17 protein-coding genes are annotated in these 20,447 nt (G+C 67.3%); 11 read left to right on the top strand and 6 right to left on the bottom strand.

Annotated elements, in window-relative coordinates; translation table 11 throughout:
- Positions 1 to 29 precede the first annotated feature (29 nt).
- The 4 genes from ASD77_RS06060 (at position 30) to ASD77_RS06045 (ending at position 4,345) form a co-directional block, all read left to right on the top strand.
- Complete coding sequence (locus ASD77_RS06060) at positions 30 to 782, top strand: ferredoxin--NADP reductase (protein WP_156383490.1); 753 nt, start codon at positions 30 to 32, stop codon at positions 780 to 782.
- 90 nt (positions 783 to 872) lie between these two features.
- On the top strand, positions 873 to 2,378 hold the full coding sequence (locus tag ASD77_RS06055; protein WP_055938794.1) for an alpha/beta hydrolase: 1,506 nt from the start codon (positions 873 to 875) through the stop codon (positions 2,376 to 2,378).
- Positions 2,379 to 2,420: 42 nt separating this feature from the next.
- Positions 2,421 to 3,167, top strand: coding sequence for an ATP-binding cassette domain-containing protein (locus tag ASD77_RS06050; RefSeq protein WP_055938791.1), 747 nt, complete (start codon positions 2,421 to 2,423; stop codon positions 3,165 to 3,167).
- Positions 3,164 to 4,345: an ABC transporter permease gene (locus tag ASD77_RS06045; RefSeq protein WP_055938787.1), complete on the top strand. Its 1,182-nt coding sequence runs from the start codon at positions 3,164 to 3,166 to the stop codon at positions 4,343 to 4,345. Before ASD77_RS06050 ends, ASD77_RS06045 begins: the two co-directional genes overlap by 4 nt.
- A 60-nt stretch (positions 4,346 to 4,405) precedes the next feature.
- Here the strand turns inward: ASD77_RS06045 and ASD77_RS06040 are convergent, their stop codons facing one another.
- The 6 genes from ASD77_RS06040 to rpmH form a co-directional block, all read right to left on the bottom strand.
- Positions 4,406 to 4,957 carry a porin family protein gene (locus ASD77_RS06040; RefSeq protein WP_055938784.1) on the bottom strand — a complete coding sequence of 184 codons (552 nt, stop codon included), beginning with the start codon at positions 4,955 to 4,957 and terminating at the stop codon, positions 4,406 to 4,408.
- 169 nt (positions 4,958 to 5,126) lie between these two features.
- Entirely contained in the window at positions 5,127 to 6,116 is a 990-nt protein-coding gene (locus ASD77_RS06035) for an energy transducer TonB (RefSeq protein ID WP_055938779.1), read from the bottom strand.
- A 233-nt stretch (positions 6,117 to 6,349) separates the two neighbouring features.
- Positions 6,350 to 7,690 carry a tRNA uridine-5-carboxymethylaminomethyl(34) synthesis GTPase MnmE gene (gene mnmE / locus ASD77_RS06030; RefSeq protein ID WP_055938775.1) on the bottom strand — a complete coding sequence of 447 codons (1,341 nt, stop codon included), beginning with the start codon at positions 7,688 to 7,690 and terminating at the stop codon, positions 6,350 to 6,352.
- An 88-nt stretch (positions 7,691 to 7,778) separates the two neighbouring features.
- A complete protein-coding gene (gene yidC / locus ASD77_RS06025) occupies positions 7,779 to 9,485 on the bottom strand; it encodes a membrane protein insertase YidC (protein WP_055938772.1) in 1,707 nt (568 codons plus the stop codon).
- Positions 9,486 to 9,498: 13 nt separating this feature from the next.
- Positions 9,499 to 9,939 (bottom strand): ribonuclease P protein component, encoded by a 441-nt coding sequence (gene rnpA / locus ASD77_RS06020; RefSeq protein ID WP_055938767.1) that lies wholly within the window; start codon positions 9,937 to 9,939, stop codon positions 9,499 to 9,501.
- Between the two features lie 87 nt (positions 9,940 to 10,026).
- Positions 10,027 to 10,167, bottom strand: a complete 141-nt coding sequence (rpmH, locus tag ASD77_RS06015; RefSeq protein ID WP_027083663.1) for a 50S ribosomal protein L34 — start codon at positions 10,165 to 10,167, stop codon at positions 10,027 to 10,029.
- A gap of 271 nt (positions 10,168 to 10,438) precedes the next feature.
- Here rpmH and dnaA point away from each other — a divergent pair, with 271 nt between their 5' ends.
- The 7 genes from dnaA (at position 10,439) to ASD77_RS05980 (ending at position 20,294) form a co-directional block, all read left to right on the top strand.
- Positions 10,439 to 11,767 carry a chromosomal replication initiator protein DnaA gene (dnaA, locus tag ASD77_RS06010; protein ID WP_055938758.1) on the top strand — a complete coding sequence of 443 codons (1,329 nt, stop codon included), beginning with the start codon at positions 10,439 to 10,441 and terminating at the stop codon, positions 11,765 to 11,767.
- A 437-nt stretch (positions 11,768 to 12,204) separates the two neighbouring features.
- Positions 12,205 to 13,305, top strand: coding sequence for a DNA polymerase III subunit beta (gene dnaN / locus ASD77_RS06005; RefSeq protein ID WP_055938746.1), 1,101 nt, complete (start codon positions 12,205 to 12,207; stop codon positions 13,303 to 13,305).
- 260 nt (positions 13,306 to 13,565) lie between these two features.
- Positions 13,566 to 14,672 carry a DNA replication/repair protein RecF gene (gene recF / locus ASD77_RS06000; RefSeq protein WP_055938743.1) on the top strand — a complete coding sequence of 369 codons (1,107 nt, stop codon included), beginning with the start codon at positions 13,566 to 13,568 and terminating at the stop codon, positions 14,670 to 14,672.
- A 111-nt stretch (positions 14,673 to 14,783) separates the two neighbouring features.
- Positions 14,784 to 17,249 (top strand): DNA topoisomerase (ATP-hydrolyzing) subunit B, encoded by a 2,466-nt coding sequence (gene gyrB, locus ASD77_RS05995; RefSeq protein WP_055938740.1) that lies wholly within the window; start codon positions 14,784 to 14,786, stop codon positions 17,247 to 17,249.
- Between the two features lie 10 nt (positions 17,250 to 17,259).
- On the top strand, positions 17,260 to 18,093 hold the full coding sequence (locus ASD77_RS05990; RefSeq protein WP_235578486.1) for a CPBP family intramembrane glutamic endopeptidase: 834 nt from the start codon (positions 17,260 to 17,262) through the stop codon (positions 18,091 to 18,093).
- A gap of 69 nt (positions 18,094 to 18,162) precedes the next feature.
- Complete coding sequence (locus ASD77_RS05985) at positions 18,163 to 18,969, top strand: M48 family metallopeptidase (protein ID WP_055938734.1); 807 nt, start codon at positions 18,163 to 18,165, stop codon at positions 18,967 to 18,969.
- Positions 18,970 to 19,103: 134 nt separating this feature from the next.
- Positions 19,104 to 20,294, top strand: a complete 1,191-nt coding sequence (locus tag ASD77_RS05980) for a tetratricopeptide repeat protein (RefSeq protein ID WP_055938729.1) — start codon at positions 19,104 to 19,106, stop codon at positions 20,292 to 20,294.
- Positions 20,295 to 20,447 lie beyond the last annotated feature (153 nt).

The raw sequence follows: 20,447 nt of genomic DNA, 5'->3' as shown, positions 1-20,447 counted from the left end.
GCCCCGGGCCACACAGTGTTCCAGCCGCCTTGGCGATCGCGCATTTCCCGTTGAAGCTCGTCGGACGCCGCATGCTGGCGCCCAGCGTGGGCCACTACAGCTTCGTCCGCGACGACGGGCTGCCGCTGGATTTCATCCCCGGCCAGTTCATCCAGGTGCATTTCCACTACGCCGACGGCACCGCCACCAAGCGCAGCTATTCGCTGGCGACCATCCATGACCATGCGATCGGCCCGGGCGAAGCGGTGGAGATCGCGGTCAGCTACGTGCCCGGTGGCGCGGCGACCGCGCTGTTCGAGGGCCTGCCGGAGGGCGGTCACGTCGAGGCCAGCGGACCGTTCGGCCGCTTCTGCCTGATGCCCGGCGACCACAATGCGCGCTATCTGCTGATCGCCACCGGTACCGGCGTGACGCCCTACCGCTCGATGCTGCCGCAGCTGGAAGCGCTGATGGCCGAACGTGGCGTGGAGGTCGTGCTGTTGCAGGGCGCGCGCACGCCGGCCGAGCTGCTGTACGGCGACGACTTCCGCGCCTTCGCCGACGCGCACCCCGGTTTCCGCTACGTGCCCTGCCTGTCGCGCGAGCTGCCGGCCGAGCCGCATGCCGACGTGCGCCAGGGCTACGTGCAGCAGCACCTGGCCGAGTTCGCACCCGACGCCGCGCGCGACATCGCCTACCTGTGCGGCAATCCGGACATGGTCGATGCCTGCTTCGAGGCGCTGAAGGGACACGGCCTGCCGATCCCGCAGATACGGCGCGAGAAGTACGTCAGCAGCAAATAGGGCCGACGCCCGCCCGTCCCGTCCGTTGGTCACATCCGTCCCGCCGCAGCGTCATGGCATGCTGGGACCCGCCTCCAACGGAACTGATACATGGCACTTCTTCATCGATCACTCGCCCTCGCCTTGGCTGGCGCGCTGCTGGCCGGCTGCAGCGGCAGCGCTGCCGGCCCCGACCAGCAGGCCGTGCGCCACTACGGCGACATCGCCTTCAAGCCCTGCACCCTGACCGCGCCCTACCTGACCACCACGGTGGAAGCGCAATGCGCGACCTACGAGGTGGCCGAGGACCCGGCCAAGCCGGAAGGCCGCAAGGTGGCGTTGAACATCGCGTGGCTGCCCGCGACCAACGAAGGCGCGGCGACGGACGATCCGGTGTTCTTCCTCGCCGGCGGCCCCGGACAGTCGGCGGTGCAGGTGTGGCCGGCCATCGACGCCGCCTTCCGCGATGTGCGCAAGTCGCGGCACATCGTGCTGGTCGACCAGCGCGGCACCGGCAAGTCCAATCCGCTGGCCTGCAAGGACGGCGAGGGTCGCAACGCCTACACCGATCCGGACGACCTGAGCGACGCGGCGGCCATCGCCTTCGCCCGCGCCTGCGCGGCATCGCTGCAGGCCGATCCGCGCTTCTACACCACCACCGACGCTGTGCGCGACCTGGACAGCGTGCGCAAGGCGCTGGGCGCGGCCAGGATCAACCTGGTCGGCGGCTCCTACGGCACGCGCGTGGCGCAGCAGTACGCCATGCGCCACCCCGACAGCACGCGCAGCGTGGTGATCGACGGCGTGGTGCCGAACGACCTGGTGCTGGGCAGCGAACACGCACGCAACCTGGACGCGGCACTGGCGCTGCAGTTCCAGCGCTGCCAGGCCACGCCGACCTGCAAGGACCGTTTCGGCGACGACCTGCGCGGCCAGTTGCGTACGTTGATGACGCGGCTCGCGGCCACACCGGTGAGCACCGAGTATCGCGATCCGTCGACCGGCGAACTGGTCACCGGCGAGGTCACCGCCGGCACCGTCGCCGGCATCACCCGCATGTACTCGTACTACCCGCAGGGCGCCGCTCTGCTGCCGCTGGTGTTGAACGAGGCGCAGCAGGGCCGCTACGGCTCGCTGATGTCGCTGTCGAAACTGCTGGAAAGCCAGGTCGGCGACCAGTTCATGCACGGCATGCAGCTGTCGGTGATCTGCGCCGAAGATGCGGACCTGCTGAAGGCCGACCCGGCCGACGCCGATACCGTGCTGGGCAGCCTGCTGGGCGACACGCTGAAGACGCAGTGCACGGCATGGCCCACGGGCAAGCGGCCGGCCGACTTCCACACCGCCTGGACGTCCGACATTCCCACGCTGATCACCTCCGGCGAACTGGACCCGGTCACCCCGCCGCGCTACGGCGAGCAGGTGCTGCGCACGTTGTCGAACGGCCGCCATCTGACGCTGAAGGGCCAGGGCCACGGCACGTTCGCCGTCGGCTGCATGCCCAAGCTGCTGGGACGTTTCCTGGAAACGGCGAATGCCAAGGACTTGGACGCCACCTGCCTGGACAGCCTGGACTACGTGCCGCCCTTCACCAGCTTCAACGGCTGGGAGCCGTGAGCCGCGCCTTGTGCGCCCGCCACCTTCAATGGACATGACCGAATGATCATCGCCAACGACCTGCACAAATCCTTCAAGACCAAGACCGGCACGGTCACCGCCGTGGACGGCGTCAGCTTCACCGCCCACGACGGCCAGATCACCGGCCTGCTCGGCCCCAACGGCGCCGGCAAGACCACCACCATGCGAATGCTGTACACGCTGATGACGCCCGACCGCGGCGAAGTGAAGGTGGACGGCATCGACACCGCGCGCGATCCCGTCACGGTACGCCGCGCGCTGGGCGTGCTGCCCGACGCCCGCGGCGTGTACAAGCGCCTGACCGCGCGCGAGAACATCGCCTACTTCGGCGAGCTGCACGGGCTGTCGTCGAAGCAGATCGCCGAGCGCACGAAGGCGCTGTCCGAAGCGCTGGACATGGGCGACATTCTCGACCGCCAGACCGAGGGCTTCAGCCAGGGCCAGCGCACCAAGACCGCGATCGCGCGTGCGCTGGTGCACGACCCGCGCAATGTCATCCTCGACGAGCCCACCAACGGCCTGGACGTGATGACCACGCGCGCGATGCGCGGCTTCCTGCGCCAGCTGCGCGACGAGGGACGCTGCGTGATCTTCTCCAGCCACATCATGCAGGAGGTCGCCGCGCTCTGCGACCGCATCGTCATCATCGCCAAGGGCACGGTGGTCGCCGCTGGCACCGCCGACGAACTGCGCGCGCAGGCCGGCGAGGACAACCTGGAGGATGCGTTCGTCAAAGTGATCGGTTCGGAGGAGGGCCTGCTGGCATGAACATGTTCCGTACCGTCTTTACGGTGATGCGCAAGGAACTGCGCGACCTCTCGCGCGACCGCCGCACGCTGGCGCTGGCGCTGTTCCTCGGCCCGCTGCTGTATCCCGCACTGATGCTGGGCATGGGCTACCTGACCGAGAACCGCATCCGCACCCAGGTCGACAAGACCCTGGAGATTCCGATGGTGGGTGCGGAACACGCGCCCAACCTGGTGAAGTTCCTCGCCACCAACGGCATCACCGCCGGCAAGGCACCGGCCAACCTCGACACTGCGATCCGCACGCAGGAGATCGACGTGGCACTGCGCATCAGTCCCGACTACGCGGAGGACTGGCGCAACGGTCGTCCCGCGCTAGTGGAGATCATCCGCGACAGCACGCGACGCGACGCGGATATCCCCACCCAGCGCGTCAACGCCGCGCTCTCCGCGTACAGCCAGCAGGTCGGCGCCCTCCGCCTGCTCGCGCGCGGCGTGGATGCGTCGGTCGCGCGGCCGGTGAACGTCGGCATGCAGGACCTGGCCACGCCCGAGGCCAAGCAGGGCATGCTGCTGTCGGTGCTGCTGCCCTACCTGCTGATCCTCACCTCGTTCATCGGTGGCGCTTACCTGATCCTCGATGCCACCGCCGGCGAACGCGAACGGCAATCGCTGGAGCCGCTGCTGGCCACGCCGGCACCACGCAGCGCGGTGGTCAGCGGCAAGATCGCCGCCGCCTGCGTGATCGGCCTGACCACCCTGCTGCTCACGCTGCTGGCGTTCAAGTTCAGCGCGCAGTTCGCCGGCACGCTGGGACGGCAGTTGAACGTGTCGTTCCTGTCGATGGGCAAGATGCTGCTGATCCTGCTGCCGATGCTGTTCATCGGCACGTCGCTGCTGACCTATCTCGCTGCGTCGGCCAAGAGCATGAAGGAAGCGCAGAGCCACATGACCTGGCTGATGCTGCTCCCCATGATCCCGACGTTCGCGCTGATGGCCAATCCGCTGAAGAGCCAGCCGTGGCAGTTCGCCGTGCCGTTCCTGGCGCAGAACCAGTTGCTGCTGAAGGTCATCCGCAACGAGTACATCGGACCGCAGACCTGGGGCATCTACATCGCTGCGGCGTTCGGCGTGGCGGCGCTGCTGTGGTACGCGGCGGTACGCCGCTACCATCAGGAGAAGCTGGCCATCGCCGGCTGACGCAGGCGATGCATTGAAACGGAAACGGCCACCTCGCGGTGGCCGTTCTTCTTGCGGAACTCAGAAGCGGTATTCGTAGCCCAGCGTCAGCGTCTGCGCGGTGACATCGGCGTTGAACAGGTCGCCCTTGTTGTAGTCGTAGTTCAGGCTGAGGCCGTTGTTGTGGTCGAAGTCGTAGCCCACGCCCACGCCCACATACGGCTTGGTGGAACGCTCGCGCAGCGAAAGACCTTCGGTCGAGAGCTTGCTGTTGACGCTCTGCACGCCCGCGCGTCCGGCGATGAAGAAGCCGGTGTTGTCGGCGCCGAACGCCTTCTTGCCCACGACGCCCGCACCCACCGCATCCACGTCGAACGAAACGCCCTCGATGGAGCGGTCGCCGAGAATTGAATAGAAGCCTTCGACCGCGAAGTTCGGAGTGAAGTAGTGGCCGATGCGCAGGCCGTAGGCCGTGTCGGTGTCGTCGGCGCTCAGGTCGTCGACCTCGAGCTCCAGCTCGCTGTGTCCGATCTCGAGGCGTCCGTACCACTGGCCGGCCTGCGTGGCGGCGGCGGTGGAGGAGAGGGTGAGGCACGCCAGCGCAACCGCGCCGGCAACAGTGAATCGCTTCATGGAATCCTTCCGTGTTGTTGTGATGTTCGCCCGTCATGCGGGCGGCGGCACAGTAAGCGTCGCCCCTGCTTCCGTCCAGTGCTGATCGTCTTTTGTTAGACGAGAAGAGCGCGCACACGAAAACGCCGGCACGCGGCCGGCGTTTCGCTGGGTGCCGAGGTGGCGTCGATCAGCCCGGGCTGAAGCCGATCGTGCGACGCGTGGTGACCGGTGCATCGACCGGTTCGAAGCGCCAGCGGCGCACGGCGTTGAGCGCTTCGCGATCGAACACGCGCGCCGGCGTGGCGCGTACCACGCGGGCGTTGGTCACCGAGCCGTCGGTGCCCACGGTGATCTCCACCAGCACTTCGCCGCTGGTGCCCGAACGCAGCGCTTCCGGCGGGTAGCGCGGGGCCGGCGTGCTGACCGCGCGCAACGATTGCGCCTGCGCGGCGGCGGGAACCGCGGCACGGGCCGCCGCCGACTGGCGCTCGGCGGCTTCGCGCTGGGCCGCGGCCTGGCGCTCGGTTTCCTGGCGGGCCGCTTCGGCGCGGGCCGCTTCCTGCTGCTGGGCCAGCTGCTGGGCAGCCGCGGCCTCGTTGGCGCGCTGCTGCTCGGCCTGCTGGGTCAGGCGCTGCTGTTCCCTAAGGCGGGCGTCTTCTTCGGCCTTGGTCTTGGTGGCCTCGTCGGTGACGGCACGCTGGGCGACCGCCTGCTGGGCCGCGGCGATGCTCTGCTGCAGACGTGGCAGTGCGGGCGCCTTCGGATCGGCCTTCTCGATGATCGCCGACAGGCGCTGCGCTTCGGTGAACTCTTCGCGCGCGATGCTCTGCTCGGCGGCGATCAGCGTGTACGGCATCAGGTCGGTCAGCGCGCTGGTCACGCCCGGGTCGTTGGGCAGCTTGTCGCGCAGGGCCAGGTAGTACTCCATGGCGTTGTCGCCGCCGGGCGCGTAGATGCGGTTCTCGCGCAGCGCCTTGGTGGCGGATTCGCGCAGCGTGTCGGCGTCCATCGCCTGGACCTGCGCGGACACCGCCGGCGGCGGCGGTGCGGCGGGCGCGGCGGCCGGTGTCGCCGCCGGTGCGGCGGCCTCGTCCTGCTTGGAGCACGCCGCCAGCGCGACGATGAGCAGCAGCGGCGCGGCGTAGCGCAGGCGCCCGGTGGTCTGGATCAAGGACATCGTTTCAACTCCCCCAATACGTTTCTAATGGTGTCGACACGGCCGGCGACCCGCGCAGGAACGCAGAGCCGGAGGTCGCGAATCAGCGCGGGCCCGCCATCGTCCGGGCCCGTATGGGCCGGCAACGGCACGAAGCCATCCGGGTACCCCTACCCGGACGCCAGAGTACGTCGGCGCATCGAATGCAACACTTGATGGCGGTCACATTTTTGGCGGGCTGCGACCCGGTGCGGTCATTTGCCGATGCAGAACGTCGAAAAGATGTGGCCCAGCATGGCGTCGGCACTGACACGGCCGGTGATGTCGCCGAGCGCATCGTGGGCCAGACGCAGCTCCTCCGCGGCCAGTTCCAGCTGCTCGTGCCGCAGTTGATCGGCCGCGGCGGCGGCATGGGTGGCCGCACGCAGCAGCGCCTCCACGTGGCGCGCGCGGGCCGAAAACTCGCCGTCGCCACCCTCGCTGGCCGGTCCACCGGCGAGCGCTCGCAGGCGCACGTGCAGCCGCTCAAGGCCGATGCCCTGCGCAGCGGATACGAACACGCGATCGCCGTCATCCGGCGGCACGCTGGCCAGCAGGTCGGCCTTGTTGTGGATCCACAGCACGGTGGCGACAGCGTCGATGCTGTCGGCGATCGCCGCGCGGCCGGCGTCGGGTTCGCGCGCATCGATCACCGCCAGCGCCACATCGGCGCGCGCGAGTTCCGCGCGTGCGCGGCGCATGCCTTCGCGTTCGATCGCATCGCCGCCGTCGCGAAGACCGGCGGTGTCCACCAGGTGCAGTTCCAGTCCGTCGAGGCGGATCGTCTCGCGCAGCGTATCGCGGGTGGTGCCGGCGACATCGGTGACGATGGCGCGGTCGCTGCCGGCCAGCGCATTGAGCAGCGAACTCTTGCCGGCGTTCGGCGGCCCGACGATCACCGCATGCACGCCGTCGCGCAGCTTGCGTCCGCGTTCGGCGTCGGAGATCAGCGCCTCCAGCTGCTGCCGCGCCTTGCCCAGGCGCGCGCGGACCTGGTCACCGCCCAGGGTATCGATGGATTCGTCGGCGAAGTCGATGGCGGCTTCCACATGCACGCGCAACGCCAGCAGCGACTGGCCGATGTCGTCGACACGTTGGGAGAACACACCGTCGAGCGAACGCCGCGCCGCGCGGGCGGCGCGCGCATCGGCGGCGGCGATCAGGTCGGCGATGGCTTCGGCCTGGGCAAGGTCGAGCTTGTGGTTGAGGAAGGCGCGTTCGGAGAATTCGCCGGGACGCGCCATCCGCGCTCCCAGCACGCAGGCGCGCGCGACCAGTTGCTGCAGCACCACGGGACTGCCGTGCGCCTGCAGTTCCACCACATCCTCGCCGGTGAAACTCGCCGGACCGGGAAACGACAGCGCGATGCCGTCGTCGAGCGTGCTGCCGTCGGCGTCGCGGAAGCGCACGTGATGGGCGCGGCGCGGCGACAGCACGCGTGCGCAGAGGTTCTTCGCGATCGCCTGCGACGCCGGCCCCGACAGGCGCACGATGCCCACGCCGCCCGCACCGGGGGCCGTGGCGATGGCGACGATGGTGTCCTGGGTGTGCGTCATGCGGCGGACTCGGCGGATGAGGTTTCAGCGTAGCGGAAACACGAAGCCCGCCGGAGGGCGGGCTTCGTGGCGTCGCGGCGGGCGCGGATTACTTGGCGACGGCGGTCTTCGGCGGCGTGGCCGACTCGCCGTGGCGCTTGGTCATCCACCACTGCTGCAGCAGGCCCAGCGCGCCGTTGGTGACCCAGTACAGCACCAGGCCGGACGGGAAGAAGGCCATCATCACGCCGAACACCAGCGGCATGAACTGCATCATCTTCTGCTGCATCGGGTCCATGCCCGGCGCCGGCGTCAGCTTCTGCGTCAGCCACATCACCAGCATGTTGAGTACCGGCAGGATGAAGTACGGGTCGCGTGCGGTCAGGTCCTGGATCCAGGCGAACCACGGCGCCTGGCGCAGCTCGACGGTTTCCACCAGCACCCAGTACAGCGCCAGGAACACCGGCATCTGCACGAGGATCGGCAGGCAGCCGCCCATCGGATTGATCTTCTCTTTCTTGTACAGCTCCATCATGGCGACCTGGAACTTCTGCTTGTCGTCGCCGTAGCGCTCCTTCAGCTGCTGGATGCGCGGCTGGAACTTGCGCATCTTGGCGAAGCTCTTGTACTGCGCGGCGGACAGGGGATAAAGCGCCAGCTTGACCAGGATCACCAGGCCGATGATCGACCAGCCCCAGTTGCCGATGAAGCCGTGCAGGAAGTTCAGCACCCAGAACAGCCCCTGGCCGAGCATGGCAAGGATGAGGAACTGGCTGTAGTCGACCACACGGTCGATACCCTGAGCGTTGATCGCGTGGATCTTGTCGACCAGCTTTGGGCCCACCCACAGGCGCGCGGTGGTGGTGGCCTGCTGGCCGGGACCGACGTTGACGCCCGGGCCCATTTCGCGGATCAGCGCGCGCGTGCCGTTGTCGGGATTGTCGAGCGAGATGGTGGTGGTGTCGTCCGCCTGCGGGATCCACGCACTGAAGAAGTGGTGCTGCGGGATGGCGATCCAGCCGCCCTTCACCTGCGCGTTGACGCGGCCGTCTTCCAGGTAGTCCTCGTCGAACTTGCGGCGCTGGTAGCTGCCGTCCCACCAGGTGGCGCCGTTGAAGCTGAAGGACTCCGGATTGGTCATGCCACTCTTGACCACCGGCGGCGTGCGCAGCAACTGCCGGTAGACCGTGCCCTGCCACGTACCGGCGCCGGCATTGATGACCTGGTCGCGCACGTCGATTTCGTAGCTGGCGCGCTTGAAGGTGTAGGTACGGCGGATGGTCACGCCGTCCGGACCCTGCCAGATGAAGGGCACGCTGACGCTGTCGGCGCCGGTGGCCAGGGCCACCGCACCGGTGCCGTTCTCCGGCACGAAGGCGTGGTGGTCGGGCGCTTTCGATCCGCTGCTCACCCAGCCGCTTTCGGCGGTATAGAAGTGCTGCGGTTCCTGGCTGAAGAGGCGGACCGGGCCACTGCCCGGGGTCTTGCTCTGCGGGTAGTGCAGCAGGTCGGCTTCCAGCACGCTGCCGCCATCCAGCACCAGGCGCAGCACATCGGTGCTCACGGTGACCCGAGGTGCGGCCGCACCCGTGGCGCTGGCGGCCGGCATGGGGGCGACGGTCGGCGCACTGGGCACCGTGCCGGAGGTCGTGGCGCTCGGCGCGATCGCGGCGGGCACGGTGCTGCCGGGCGCGGTCGTCGTGTGCGCGGCAACGGCGGGGACGGCGGGGGCTGCCTTGTCCTTGCTCCATTCCAGCCATAGCAGGGTCGCCACCATCAGCCAGGCGAAGATCAGGAATACACGGGTCTGGTTCATCAGGCAGGCAGTCTCAACCGGCGTCGGAAACCGGTTTGGTCGGAGAAGAAGGAGTGGGAGGCGGCGCGGGGGAATTCAAGCCCGGCGGCATTGTGCCGCCCGCTGCCGGTGCCGGCAATGCGCCGGCCCGCGTCAGCACGCGCTCGAAGGTCGCGCGCAACTGGCCGGGATCGGCTTTCGCCGCAGGCGGACGGGCGACCACGACATAGTCGCCACCCGGGAGTGCGCCGCGGAGACGACGGAAATGTTCGCGCAGCTGGCGCTTGATGCGATTGCGGCCGACGGCCCGCGTATCGACCTTGCGCGACACCGCCAGGCCCAGGCGCGCGGCGCCCTCGCCCGGCAACCAGTGCAGGCTCATCAGCGGATCGGAGGTGCGGCGTGCCTGCTCGAACACGCGCGCGTATTCGGCGCTGGCGCGTACCCGCGCGCTGCGCGGGAAACTCGTGGTCATATCAGCAAGAAGCCCGCTCGTGGACGGGCGGGCTCCTTTTGATGCAGGGACAGCATGGGTGCCGGCCGTCGAGCGACGGCCAAGCCATCAGGCGGTCAGGCGCTTGCGGCCCTTGGCGCGGCGACGGGCCAGGATCTTGCGGCCATCGGCCGTGGCCATACGGGCCCGGAAGCCATGGTCGCGCTTGCGCTTGAGGTTGCTGGGTTGGTAAGTGCGCTTGGTGGCCATGGGGCCCTCGTGCGTGTTCGGGTGGAAAGAACCGGAAATTCTATAGGAACCGCCGGCTTACGGTCAACTCCCTTCATGCTTTCGATGGACGTGGCGTGTCAGGATCGCGGTCCCGGCGTCCGTTCGTTCCTTCATCCACATCTTATGCACAGGATCGTTGGCGGGTTCCGGCGCCGGTGGTAGTCTGGCCGACCCCATGGATTCCGCCCCGCGCTGCCCCCGGCAACGCGGGCTGGCCTGTTCCGCCCCCACTCGCGAGTTGTTCCACCTGATGGATGCCTGGCCCCGTTGCCTCGAACGCCTGGAAGCCGAACTGCCGGCCGAGGATGTACACACCTGGCTGAAGCCCTTGCAGGCCGAGCAGCGCAGCAACGCCATGGTGCTGTACGCACCCAATGCCTTCATCGTGGAACAGGTCCGCGAACGTTATCTGGGCCGCATCCGCGAGCTGCTGGACTACTTCGCCGGCCACGACGACGTGTCGCTGGAAATCGGTTCGCGCAGCCGGGTGGCGGACATGCCGGCGGCGATGCCGTCTCTGGGCAGCACCCACGCGGCAGCGGCGGTCGAACCGTTCGCCGGCAACATGGACCTGCACTACACATTCGACAACTTCGTCGAAGGGCGCAGCAACCAGCTCGGCCGCGCCGCCGCTTGGCAGGCCGCGCAGAAGCCGGGCGACCGCGCCCATAACCCCCTGCTGCTCTACGGCGGCACCGGCCTGGGCAAGACCCACCTGATGTTCGCCGCCGGCAACGAGATGCGCCGGCAGAGTCCGAATGCGCGCGTGCTGTACCTGCGCAGCGAGCAGTTCTTCAGCGCCATGACCAAGGCGTTGATCGAAAAGTCGATGGACCAGTTCAAGCGCCGCTTCCAGCAGGTCGACGCGCTGCTGATCGACGACATCCAGTTCTTCGCCGGCAAGGACCGCACGCAGGAAGAGTTCTTCCACACCTTCAACGCGCTGTTCGACGGCCGCCAGCAGATCATCCTCACCTGCGACCGGTATCCGCGCGAGGTGGAAGGCCTGGAGCCGCGCCTGAAATCGCGGCTGGCGTGGGGCCTGAGCGTGGCCATCGACCCGCCGGACTTCGAGACGCGTGCGGCGATCGTGCTGGCCAAGGCCCATGAGCGTGGCGCGCAGATCCCCGACGACGTGGCGTTCCTGCTGGCCAAGAAGATGCGCAGCAACGTGCGCGACCTGGAAGGCGCGCTCAACACCCTGGCCGCACGCGCCAACTTCACCGGCCGCGCCATCACCACCGAGTTCGCCCAGGAAACCCTGCGCGACCTGCTGCGCGCGCAGCAGCAGGCCATCAGCATCCCCAATATCCAGAAGACCGTGGCAGACTACTACGGTCTGCAAATCAAGGACCTGCTGTCCAAGCGGCGCACGCGTTCACTCGCGCGCCCGCGGCAGGTGGCGATGGCCTTGGCCAAGGAACTGACCGAACACAGCCTGCCGGAAATCGGCGACGCGTTCGCCGGTCGCGACCACACGACCGTGCTGCACGCCTGCCGACAGATCCGCACCCTGATGGAAGCGGACGGCAAGCTGCGCGAGGACTGGGACAAGCTGATCCGCAAGCTCAGCGAGTGAAGGCAACATCTCCGTCGCACGCAAGCACGAATGGCGGCGACGGTTGCGGGTCGGGCGTAAGCAGTGGCGGTGTCGGGATCGGAGGGGCTGGGCGGCGGGTCGTCGTGGAGGCGGGTGATCCTGTCAATGCGGGCGCCACGAGCCATCACCTCCCGGCGTGGCTGGCACTGTAAGCAAGGCGGAAACGGCCAGCAACGGACAACGTGGTGGGCAAGTGGGCGGGGCATCTGTGGATAAGATGTGCATGGATTCCCGGCCAAAAGTTGTCCACAGGTTCCACCACAGGCGCAGGCACCCCTGTCCACCGGGTTGCAGGAACAAAAAACAGAATATATTCATGGGGTTAGGTAGGTTTTCCCGGCTTTTCAGGCCTACCACCACCACCAGCTTTTAAGCTTTTAGTCTTAAAAATCCAAAGCGAAGGGGCTCCAACACTCATGCGTTTCAGTCTGCAGCGCGAAGCATTCCTCAAGCCCTTGGCCCAGGTGGTCAACGTGGTCGAACGCCGGCAGACGCTGCCGGTCCTGGCTAATTTCCTGGTGCAGGTACAGAACGGCCAGCTGTCGCTGACGGGTACCGATCTGGAAGTGGAGATGATTTCCCGCAGTGCCGTCGATGACGCGCAGGACGGCGAGACCACCATTCCGGCCCGCAAGCTGTTCGACATCATTCGCGCCCTCCCCGACGGCAGCAAGGTGACCGTCAGCCAGACCGGCGACAAGGTCACTGTGCAGGCCGGGCGCAGCCGCTTCACGCTCGCCACTCTGCCCGCGAACGATTTCCCGTCGGTGGACGAGGTCGAGGCGACCGAGCGGATCGAGGTGCCGGAAGCGACGCTGAAGGAGCTCATCGAACGGACTTCGTTCGCCATGGCCCAGCAGGACGTGCGCTATTACCTCAACGGCCTGCTGTTCGACCTCAGCGAGCGGACCCTGCGTTGCGTGGCCACTGACGGACATCGTCTGGCCATGTGCGAGTCGCAGCTGGAAGGCGCTGCGGTGGGCAAGCGCCAAATCATCGTTCCGCGCAAGGGCGTGACCGAGCTGCAACGCCTGCTGGAAGGCGGCGACCGGTCGCTGGAACTGGAAGTCGGCCGCAGCCATATCCGCGTGAAGCGCGACGATGTCACCTTCACCTCCAAGCTGATCGACGGCCGCTTCCCGGATTACGCAGCGGTGATTCCGATCGGCGCCGACCGCGAAGTGCTGCTGGACCGCGAAGTGCTGCGGGCCGCGCTGCAGCGTGCCGCCATCCTGTCCAACGAGAAGTACCGCGGCGTGCGCGTCGAAGTGTCGCCCGGCCAGCTGAAGATCAGCGCACACAATCCCGAGCAGGAAGAAGCCCAGGAAGAGATCGAGGCCGACACCAAGGTCGATGGCCTGGCGATCGGCTTCAACGTCAACTATCTGCTGGACGCGCTGTCGGCATTGCGCGACGAGCACATCGTCCTGCAGCTGCGCGACGCCAATTCGTCGGCCCTGGTCCGCGAAGCCAGCAGCGAGAAGTCTCGCCACGTGGTGATGCCGCTGCGCCTCTGACCGATCCTGTTCCACGTGGAACACGACCATCGCCCGGCCCCGAGCCGGGCGATGTCGTTTGTGGACACCGATAGTGCGCGAGAAGCCATGATTTCGAGCCTGCCCGTCTGCCCGCAAGCGTGCCGCAACGGACGGATCGGGCGCCTGGCCGCCGCAAGCTACAATGACCCCATGCCCACCCTCTTCTCAGGCTCCGCCGTCCGTCATCCGCTTCCGGTCGCCGGTTCCGGGGCCATCGAACCGGCGGCGGTGGCGCCCCGATGCAGGTGACCCGACTCGAGGCCAGCGGCCTCAGGCGTTTCGAGCATGTGGCGCTGGCGCCGGAACCCGGCCTCAACCTGATCACGGGCGACAACGGCGCGGGCAAGACCAGCCTGCTGGAGGCGCTGCACCTGATGGCCTATGGCCGCAGTTTCCGGGGCCGTGTGCGCGATGGACTCGTGCGGACCCGTTCCGATGCCGTGGAAGTCTTCGTCGAATGGCGGGAAGCGGCCCAGTCGCGCGTGCGCCGCGCGGGACTGCGGCACACCGGACAAGCGTGGACCGGACGCCTGGATGGCGAGAACGTTGCCCAGCTGGGTGATCTGTGCGCCGCACTGGCCGTGGTCAGCTTCGAGCCGGGCAGCCACGCGTTGGTGACCGGTGGCGGTGAGCCCCGGCGGCGTTTCATGGATTGGGGCTTGTTCCACGTGGAACAGGGACGCGACGGAGGGTTCCTCCCCTTGTGGCGCCGTTATGCCCGCGCCCTCAAGCAGCGCAATGCCTTGCTGAAGGCCGGTATGGCGGGTGCGCAGCTGGACGCCTGGGATCATGAGCTCGCCGATGCGGGCGAGCCCCTCACCGACCATCGCCAGCGTTATCTCGACGCCCTGCAGCAGGATCTTGCCGACGTGGTGGCCGAGCTGGCGCCGTCGCTGGGCGCCGCCACGCTGGTGTTCCTCCCCGGCTGGCGCCGGCAGGAGCTGTCGCTCGGCGATGCGTTGCTGCTGGCACGGGACCGGGATCGCGCAGCGGGGTACACCACCGTGGGACCGCACCGGGCGGACTGGCGGATCGAATACTCCCAGTTCCCCGACCGCGAAACCCTGTCCCGCGGCCAAGCCAAGCTCACCGCGTTGTCCTGCCTGCTGGCGCAGGCGCAGGACTTTGCCCGTCGGCGCGGGGAATGGCCGGTGGTGGGGCTGGATGACCTGGCCTCGGAGCTGGACCGTCATCACCAACGGCGCCTGCTGGATCGCCTGCTCGCCAGTGGCGCGCAGGTCTTCATCACCGGCACGGAACTCCCGGTTGGCCTGCAGGAAGGCACCCACCCAGGCACGCGGTTCCACGTGGAACACGGTGCCGTGCAGCCTGCCCCGATGCCTTGAGCCGAGGCTAAGTGCGCACCAGTGCTATAATTCCGCATTGATCCCTTGGCCCGCGCATTGCGCCCACCGACCCGGTGGCGCGGCGCCGGCCTTGCAGCCGACACGAAGCGAATGACCGACGAAACGACCTCTTCTGCACCGAACGGCAACACGTACGACGCCAACAGCATCACCGCACTGGAAGGTCTGGAAGCGGTCCGCAAGCGCCCCGGCATGTACATCGGCGACGTGCACGACGGCACGGGCCTGCACCACATGGTGTTCGAAGTCGTCGACAACTCCATCGACGAGGCGCTGGCCGGCCATGCCGACCACGTGGCGGTCACGATCCATGAAGATGGCTCGGTCTCGGTGTCCGACAACGGCCGCGGCATTCCGGTCGGCAAGCATGCGCAGATGAGCGCCAAGCTGGGGCGCGAGGTCTCGGCGGCCGAAGTCGTCATGACCGTCCTCCACGCAGGCGGCAAGTTCGACGACAACAGCTACAAAGTGTCCGGCGGCCTGCACGGCGTGGGTGTCAGCGTGGTCAACGCCCTGTCCGAGAAGCTGCAGCTGGACATCTTCCAGGGCGGTGCCCACTACCGCCAGGAATACAGCAACGGTGCGGCCCTGGTGCCGCTGACCCAGATCGAAAGCTCCACCAAGCGCGGCACCACGCTGCGCTTCTGGCCGTCGGTGACCGCGTTCCACGGGAATGTCGAGTTCCACTACGACATCCTGGCCCGCCGCCTGCGCGAGCTGTCGTTCCTCAATTCCGGCGTCAAGATCGTGCTGCTCGACGAGCGGGGCGAAGGCCGTCGCGACGATTTCCACTACGAGGGCGGCATCCGCAGCTTCGTGGAGCATCTGGCGCACCTGAAGACGCCGCTGCATCCGAACGTGATCTCGGTAAGCGGCGAGCAGAACGGCATCACGGTCGAGGTCGCCCTGCAGTGGACCGACGCCTATCAGGAAACGATGTTCTGCTTCACCAACAACATCCCGCAGAAGGACGGCGGCACTCACCTGATCGGCTTCCGTGCGGCGCTGACCCGCACGCTGACCAATTACATCGAACAGAACGGCATCGCCAAACAGGCCAAGGTCAATCTGTCCGGCGACGACATGCGCGAAGGCATGATCGCCGTGCTGTCGGTGAAGGTGCCGGATCCCAGTTTCTCCTCGCAGACCAAGGAGAAGCTGGTCAGTTCCGACGTTAGGCCGGTTGTTGAGAGCACGTTCGGCGCACGTTTGGAGGAGTTCCTGCAGGAACACCCCAACGAGGCCCGCGCCATCGCCGGCAAGATCGTCGACGCCGCCCGCGCCCGCGAAGCCGCGCGCAAGGCCCGCGACCTGACCCGTCGCAAGGGCGCGCTGGATATCGCCGGCCTGCCCGGCAAGCTGGCCGACTGCCAGGAGAAGGATCCGGCGCTGTCCGAGCTCTTCATCGTCGAGGGCGACTCGGCCGGCGGCTCGGCCAAGCAGGGCCGCAACCGCAAGAACCAGGCCGTGCTGCCGTTGCGCGGCAAGATCCTCAACGTGGAACGCGCGCGCTTCGACCGCATGCTCGCCAGCGCCGAAGTCGGCACGCTGATCACCGCGCTCGGCACCGGCATCGGCAAGGACGAGTACAACCCGGACAAGCTGCGCTACCACCGCATCATCATCATGACCGACGCCGACGTCGACGGTTCGCACATCCGCACGCTGCTGCTGACGTTCTTCTACCGGCAGATGCCGGAGCTGATCGAGCGCGGCCACATCTACATCGGCCTGCCGCCGCTGTACAAGCTCAAGCAGGGCAAGCAGGAGCTGTACCTGAAGGACGACGCGGCGCTCAACGTGTACCTGGCGAACAACGCCGTGGAAGGCGCCTCGCTGATTCCCGCCGATGGCGAGCCGCCGATTTCCGGCGAAGCGCTGGAGAAACTGCTGCTCGTGTTCACCACGGCGCGCGATGCGATCGCACGCAACGCGCATCGCTACGATCCGGTGCTGCTGGAGTCGTTGATCGACTTCACCCCGCTGGATGCCGCGCACCTGCAGCAAAATATCGACGAGCGCCACGAGCTCGACGCGCTGGAAGCCAAGCTCAACCGCGGCAGCATCGGCAGTGCGCGCTATGCGTTGACGCTGCAGCCGGCCACCGAGCAGCGGCCGGCCGCGCTGCTGTCCACGCGCCGGCACATGGGTGAGGAACTGTTGCAGGTGTTGTCGCTGTCGGCGTTCGAAACCGGCGAACTGCGTCCGCTGCGTGAAGCCGCCGCGCTGCTGCATGGGCTGGTGCGCGAGGGTGCGCAGGTGGTCCGCGGCAACAAGGCGCAGCCGGTGGCCACGTTCGCCGACGCGCAGGCGTGGTTGCTGGAAGAAGCCAAGAAGGGCCGCAGCATCCAGCGCTTCAAGGGCCTGGGTGAAATGAACCCGGAGCAGCTGTGGGACACCACGGTCAATCCCGAAACGCGCCGCCTGTTGCAGGTGCGCATCGAAGACGCGGTCGCGGCCGACCAGATCTTCAGCACGTTGATGGGTGACGTGGTCGAGCCGCGCCGCGAGTTCATCGAAGACAACGCGCTGAAGGTCGCCAACCTCGACGTCTGAGGCGGTGCGAGTGAGCGACGTGCGCACCCTGCCCGATCCCACGGCATCGACGCCGCCCGCCCTGCCCTTGCGCCGCGTGCTGCCGGCGTTCGTGCTCGACGTGGTGCTCGCCGTCACGCTGTCGTTTTCCACGCTGATGCTCGGCCTGTTCGGCTGGGCGGCGTGGCGCGGCGTCCAGCTGGCACAGCAGTCTGGCGGGACGCTGGATGCGGCGGCAGTACAGGCCCGGCTCGGCACGCCGCCGGTCCTTTTCCTGATCGTGATGACGCTGGTCGGCACGGGCGGAACGGCGCTGGTGTTGTACCTGTGGCGACGCCGTGCGGCGCCCGCCGAACGACGTGCATCCCTCGATCGCCTGCGCCTGCCCCGCACGTGGGGCTGGGCGCTGGTGGCGGGACTGGCGACGTTTCTGTTCAGCACCCTGATGAGTGCGGGTGGTCGCGCGCTGGGGCTGGACCTGCAGCCCAGCAACCTTGACCTGATCAAGGACGGATTCGCCCGGTTTCCGGTGTTTCTGACGCTGTTTGCCGTCGTGCTGGCGCCGCTGTACGAAGAGCTGCTGTTCCGGCGCGTGCTGTTCGGACGCCTGTGGGAGGCGGGCTGGCCGGTGCTGGGCCTGATCCTCAGCAGCATGGTGTTCGCACTGGTGCACGAACTGCCCGGGCTCAATGGCAAGCCGGCGGACAGCACCTTGTTCCTGATCCTGGTCTACACCGGCATGGGCGGGATCTTCGCCTGGGTCTACCGCCGGACCGGGACGCTGTGGGCGCCGATCGCAGCCCACATCCTGAACAATGCGATAGCGCTGGCGGTGATGCAGGTGTACGGCGACGTATCGGCTTAATGTGATTGACGAAAGTTTAAGACGCGCTTGCCCAGACTCGGGTGTCACGTAATGTTGCAGGGGGCGAGCATGAAACTCCGGATCCTCGGAACCGCCATGGTGTTGGGGCTGACCGCCTGCGCCACCACCACCTCGCCCACCGGGCGCACCCAGATGGTGGGCGGCGTCTCGCAGGCGCAGCTGGACCAGCTGGGCGCGCAGGCCTTCGCTGAGACCAAGGCCAAGGAAACCCTCAACCGCGATGCGCGGCAGAACGCCTATGTCACCTGCGTGGTCAACGCGCTGGTGCGGCAGCTTCCGCCGGCGCAACGCGGCGTGGCCTGGGAAACGGCGGTCTTCACCGACAAGGAACCGAACGCGTTCGCGCTGCCGGGTGGCAAGGTGGGCGTGAACACCGGGATTTTCACCGTTGCCAAGAACCAGGATCAGCTGGCGGCGGTGCTCGGGCACGAGATCGGCCATGTGATCGCGCGGCATCATGAAGAGCGCATCACGCGGCAGATGGGCGCGCAGACGGGAGTCGGCCTGGTAAGCGCACTGTTGGGCGCACGCTATGGTCAAGGCGCAGCCAATACGGCAAGTCAGATCGGTGGAATGACCGCACAAACCGTGTTCCTGCTCCCGGGCTCGCGCGAACAGGAAAGCGAAGCCGATGTCGTCGGCCAGCGCCTGATGGCGCAGGCGGGCTTCGATCCGCGCCAGGCCGTCGGCCTGTGGCAGAACATGATGGCGGCCAGCGGCGGCCGTTCGCCGCAGTGGTTGTCCACCCACCCCGATCCCGCCAACCGCATCCGCGAGTTGGAACGCGATGCACCGTCCCTCGTCCCCACGTACGAGGCGGCCAGGAAGGCCGGAAACGCGCCGAAATGCGGCTGACACACGCTCCGGTATTGCTGCTCCGCAACACCTGAAACGGTATCCGCCCTCCCCCGGTTTCTGATAGCTTTGCCGGCCCCGCACGCAGACGGTACGGATCATTCCTCCGCTGCATGGCCCCACGAGGTTTAGACATGAAGCAACGCACGTCCAAGAAAACCCTTCTCAGCCTGATGCTGCTGGCAGCGTTCGGCGGCGCCGTGGTGGCCGATGCCGTGGCGTACGACGCCCGCTCCGCCGATCGCGGTGGCCGCAAGAGCAGCGCCAAGCCCGAAGTGCGTTACCCCGACGCCACGCGTGAGGAGCCGAAGGTCAAGGCGTCCAGCAAGATGCAGGGCAAGCTGAGCAAGCTCTTCAAGGCCTACGAGAAAGAAGACAACGACGCCGAGACGCTGGCCCTGGCCAAGGAGCTGCTGGCCGAGCCGAACGCGAACGAGTACGACAAGGCGATGGCCGCGCAACTGGGCGGGCAGGCTGCATACAACCTCGACGACATGGCGACGGCCAAGCAGCTGCTGCAGCAAGTGGTCGACCTCAATGCACTGGACAACAACAGCCACTACCAGTCGCTGCTGATGCTCGCGCAGCTGCAGCTGCAGGACGACGAGTTCGAACCCGGCATGGCCAATCTCGACCGTTACCTGGCCGAGACCAAGTCCAACCGTCCGGAAGATCTGATCCAGAAGGGCCAGGCGCTGTACCAGATGGAGAAGTACGCCGACGCCATCCCGGTGCTGGAGAAGGCCATCGCCGCGACGCCGGAGCCCAAGGACAGCTGGTACAGCCTGCTGCTGGCCTCGCTGGTCGGCGCCGACCGCCCGGCCGACGCGGTGAAGATCGCCGAGCAGATGGCCGCCAAGGCGCCGACGGACAAGAAGGCCCAGCTCAACCTGGTCGCCACCTACCAGCAGGCCGACCAGTTCGACAAGGCCGCTGCGGCGCTCGAGAAGATGCGCGCTGCCGGCCAGCTCACCGAAGATAAGGAATACCGCCAGCTCTACGTGACCTACGCCAACATGGACGGTCGCGAGAAGGACGTCATTTCCGTCGTCAACGAGGGCCTGCAGAAGGGCGCGCTGAAGCCGGACTACCAGACCCAGCTGGCCTTGGCGCAGGCGTACTACTACTCGGAGCAGATTCCGCAGGCCATCGAGGCCTGGCAGAAGGCCGCTCCGCTGGCGCCCAACGGCGACACCTACCTGAACCTCGCGCGCGTGCTGTGGCAGGAGGACCGCATCCCGGAAGCCAAGACCGCCGCGCGCGCCGCGCTGGAGAAGGGTTTGAAGAAGCCGGAAGACGCGAAGAAGATCATTGCGCTGCCGTAACGGGATCGACTGACACCGAAGGCCAATAATCCATACGGATGATGGCACCGGAGCGTCGGATTGGTATAAGCTGGGGGTTCCGCCGGTGAAAATCACTGGCAGGGCCCAGAATCAACGAGGCGCCTCGGTGCCCGTATCAACCTTGAGTTAATT

Origin of the sequence: Pseudoxanthomonas sp. Root65, from assembly GCF_001427635.1 — a bacterium.
Classification (GTDB): Bacteria; Pseudomonadota; Gammaproteobacteria; order Xanthomonadales; family Xanthomonadaceae; genus Pseudoxanthomonas_A.
This window is presented reverse-complemented; position numbering and strand designations above follow the sequence as displayed.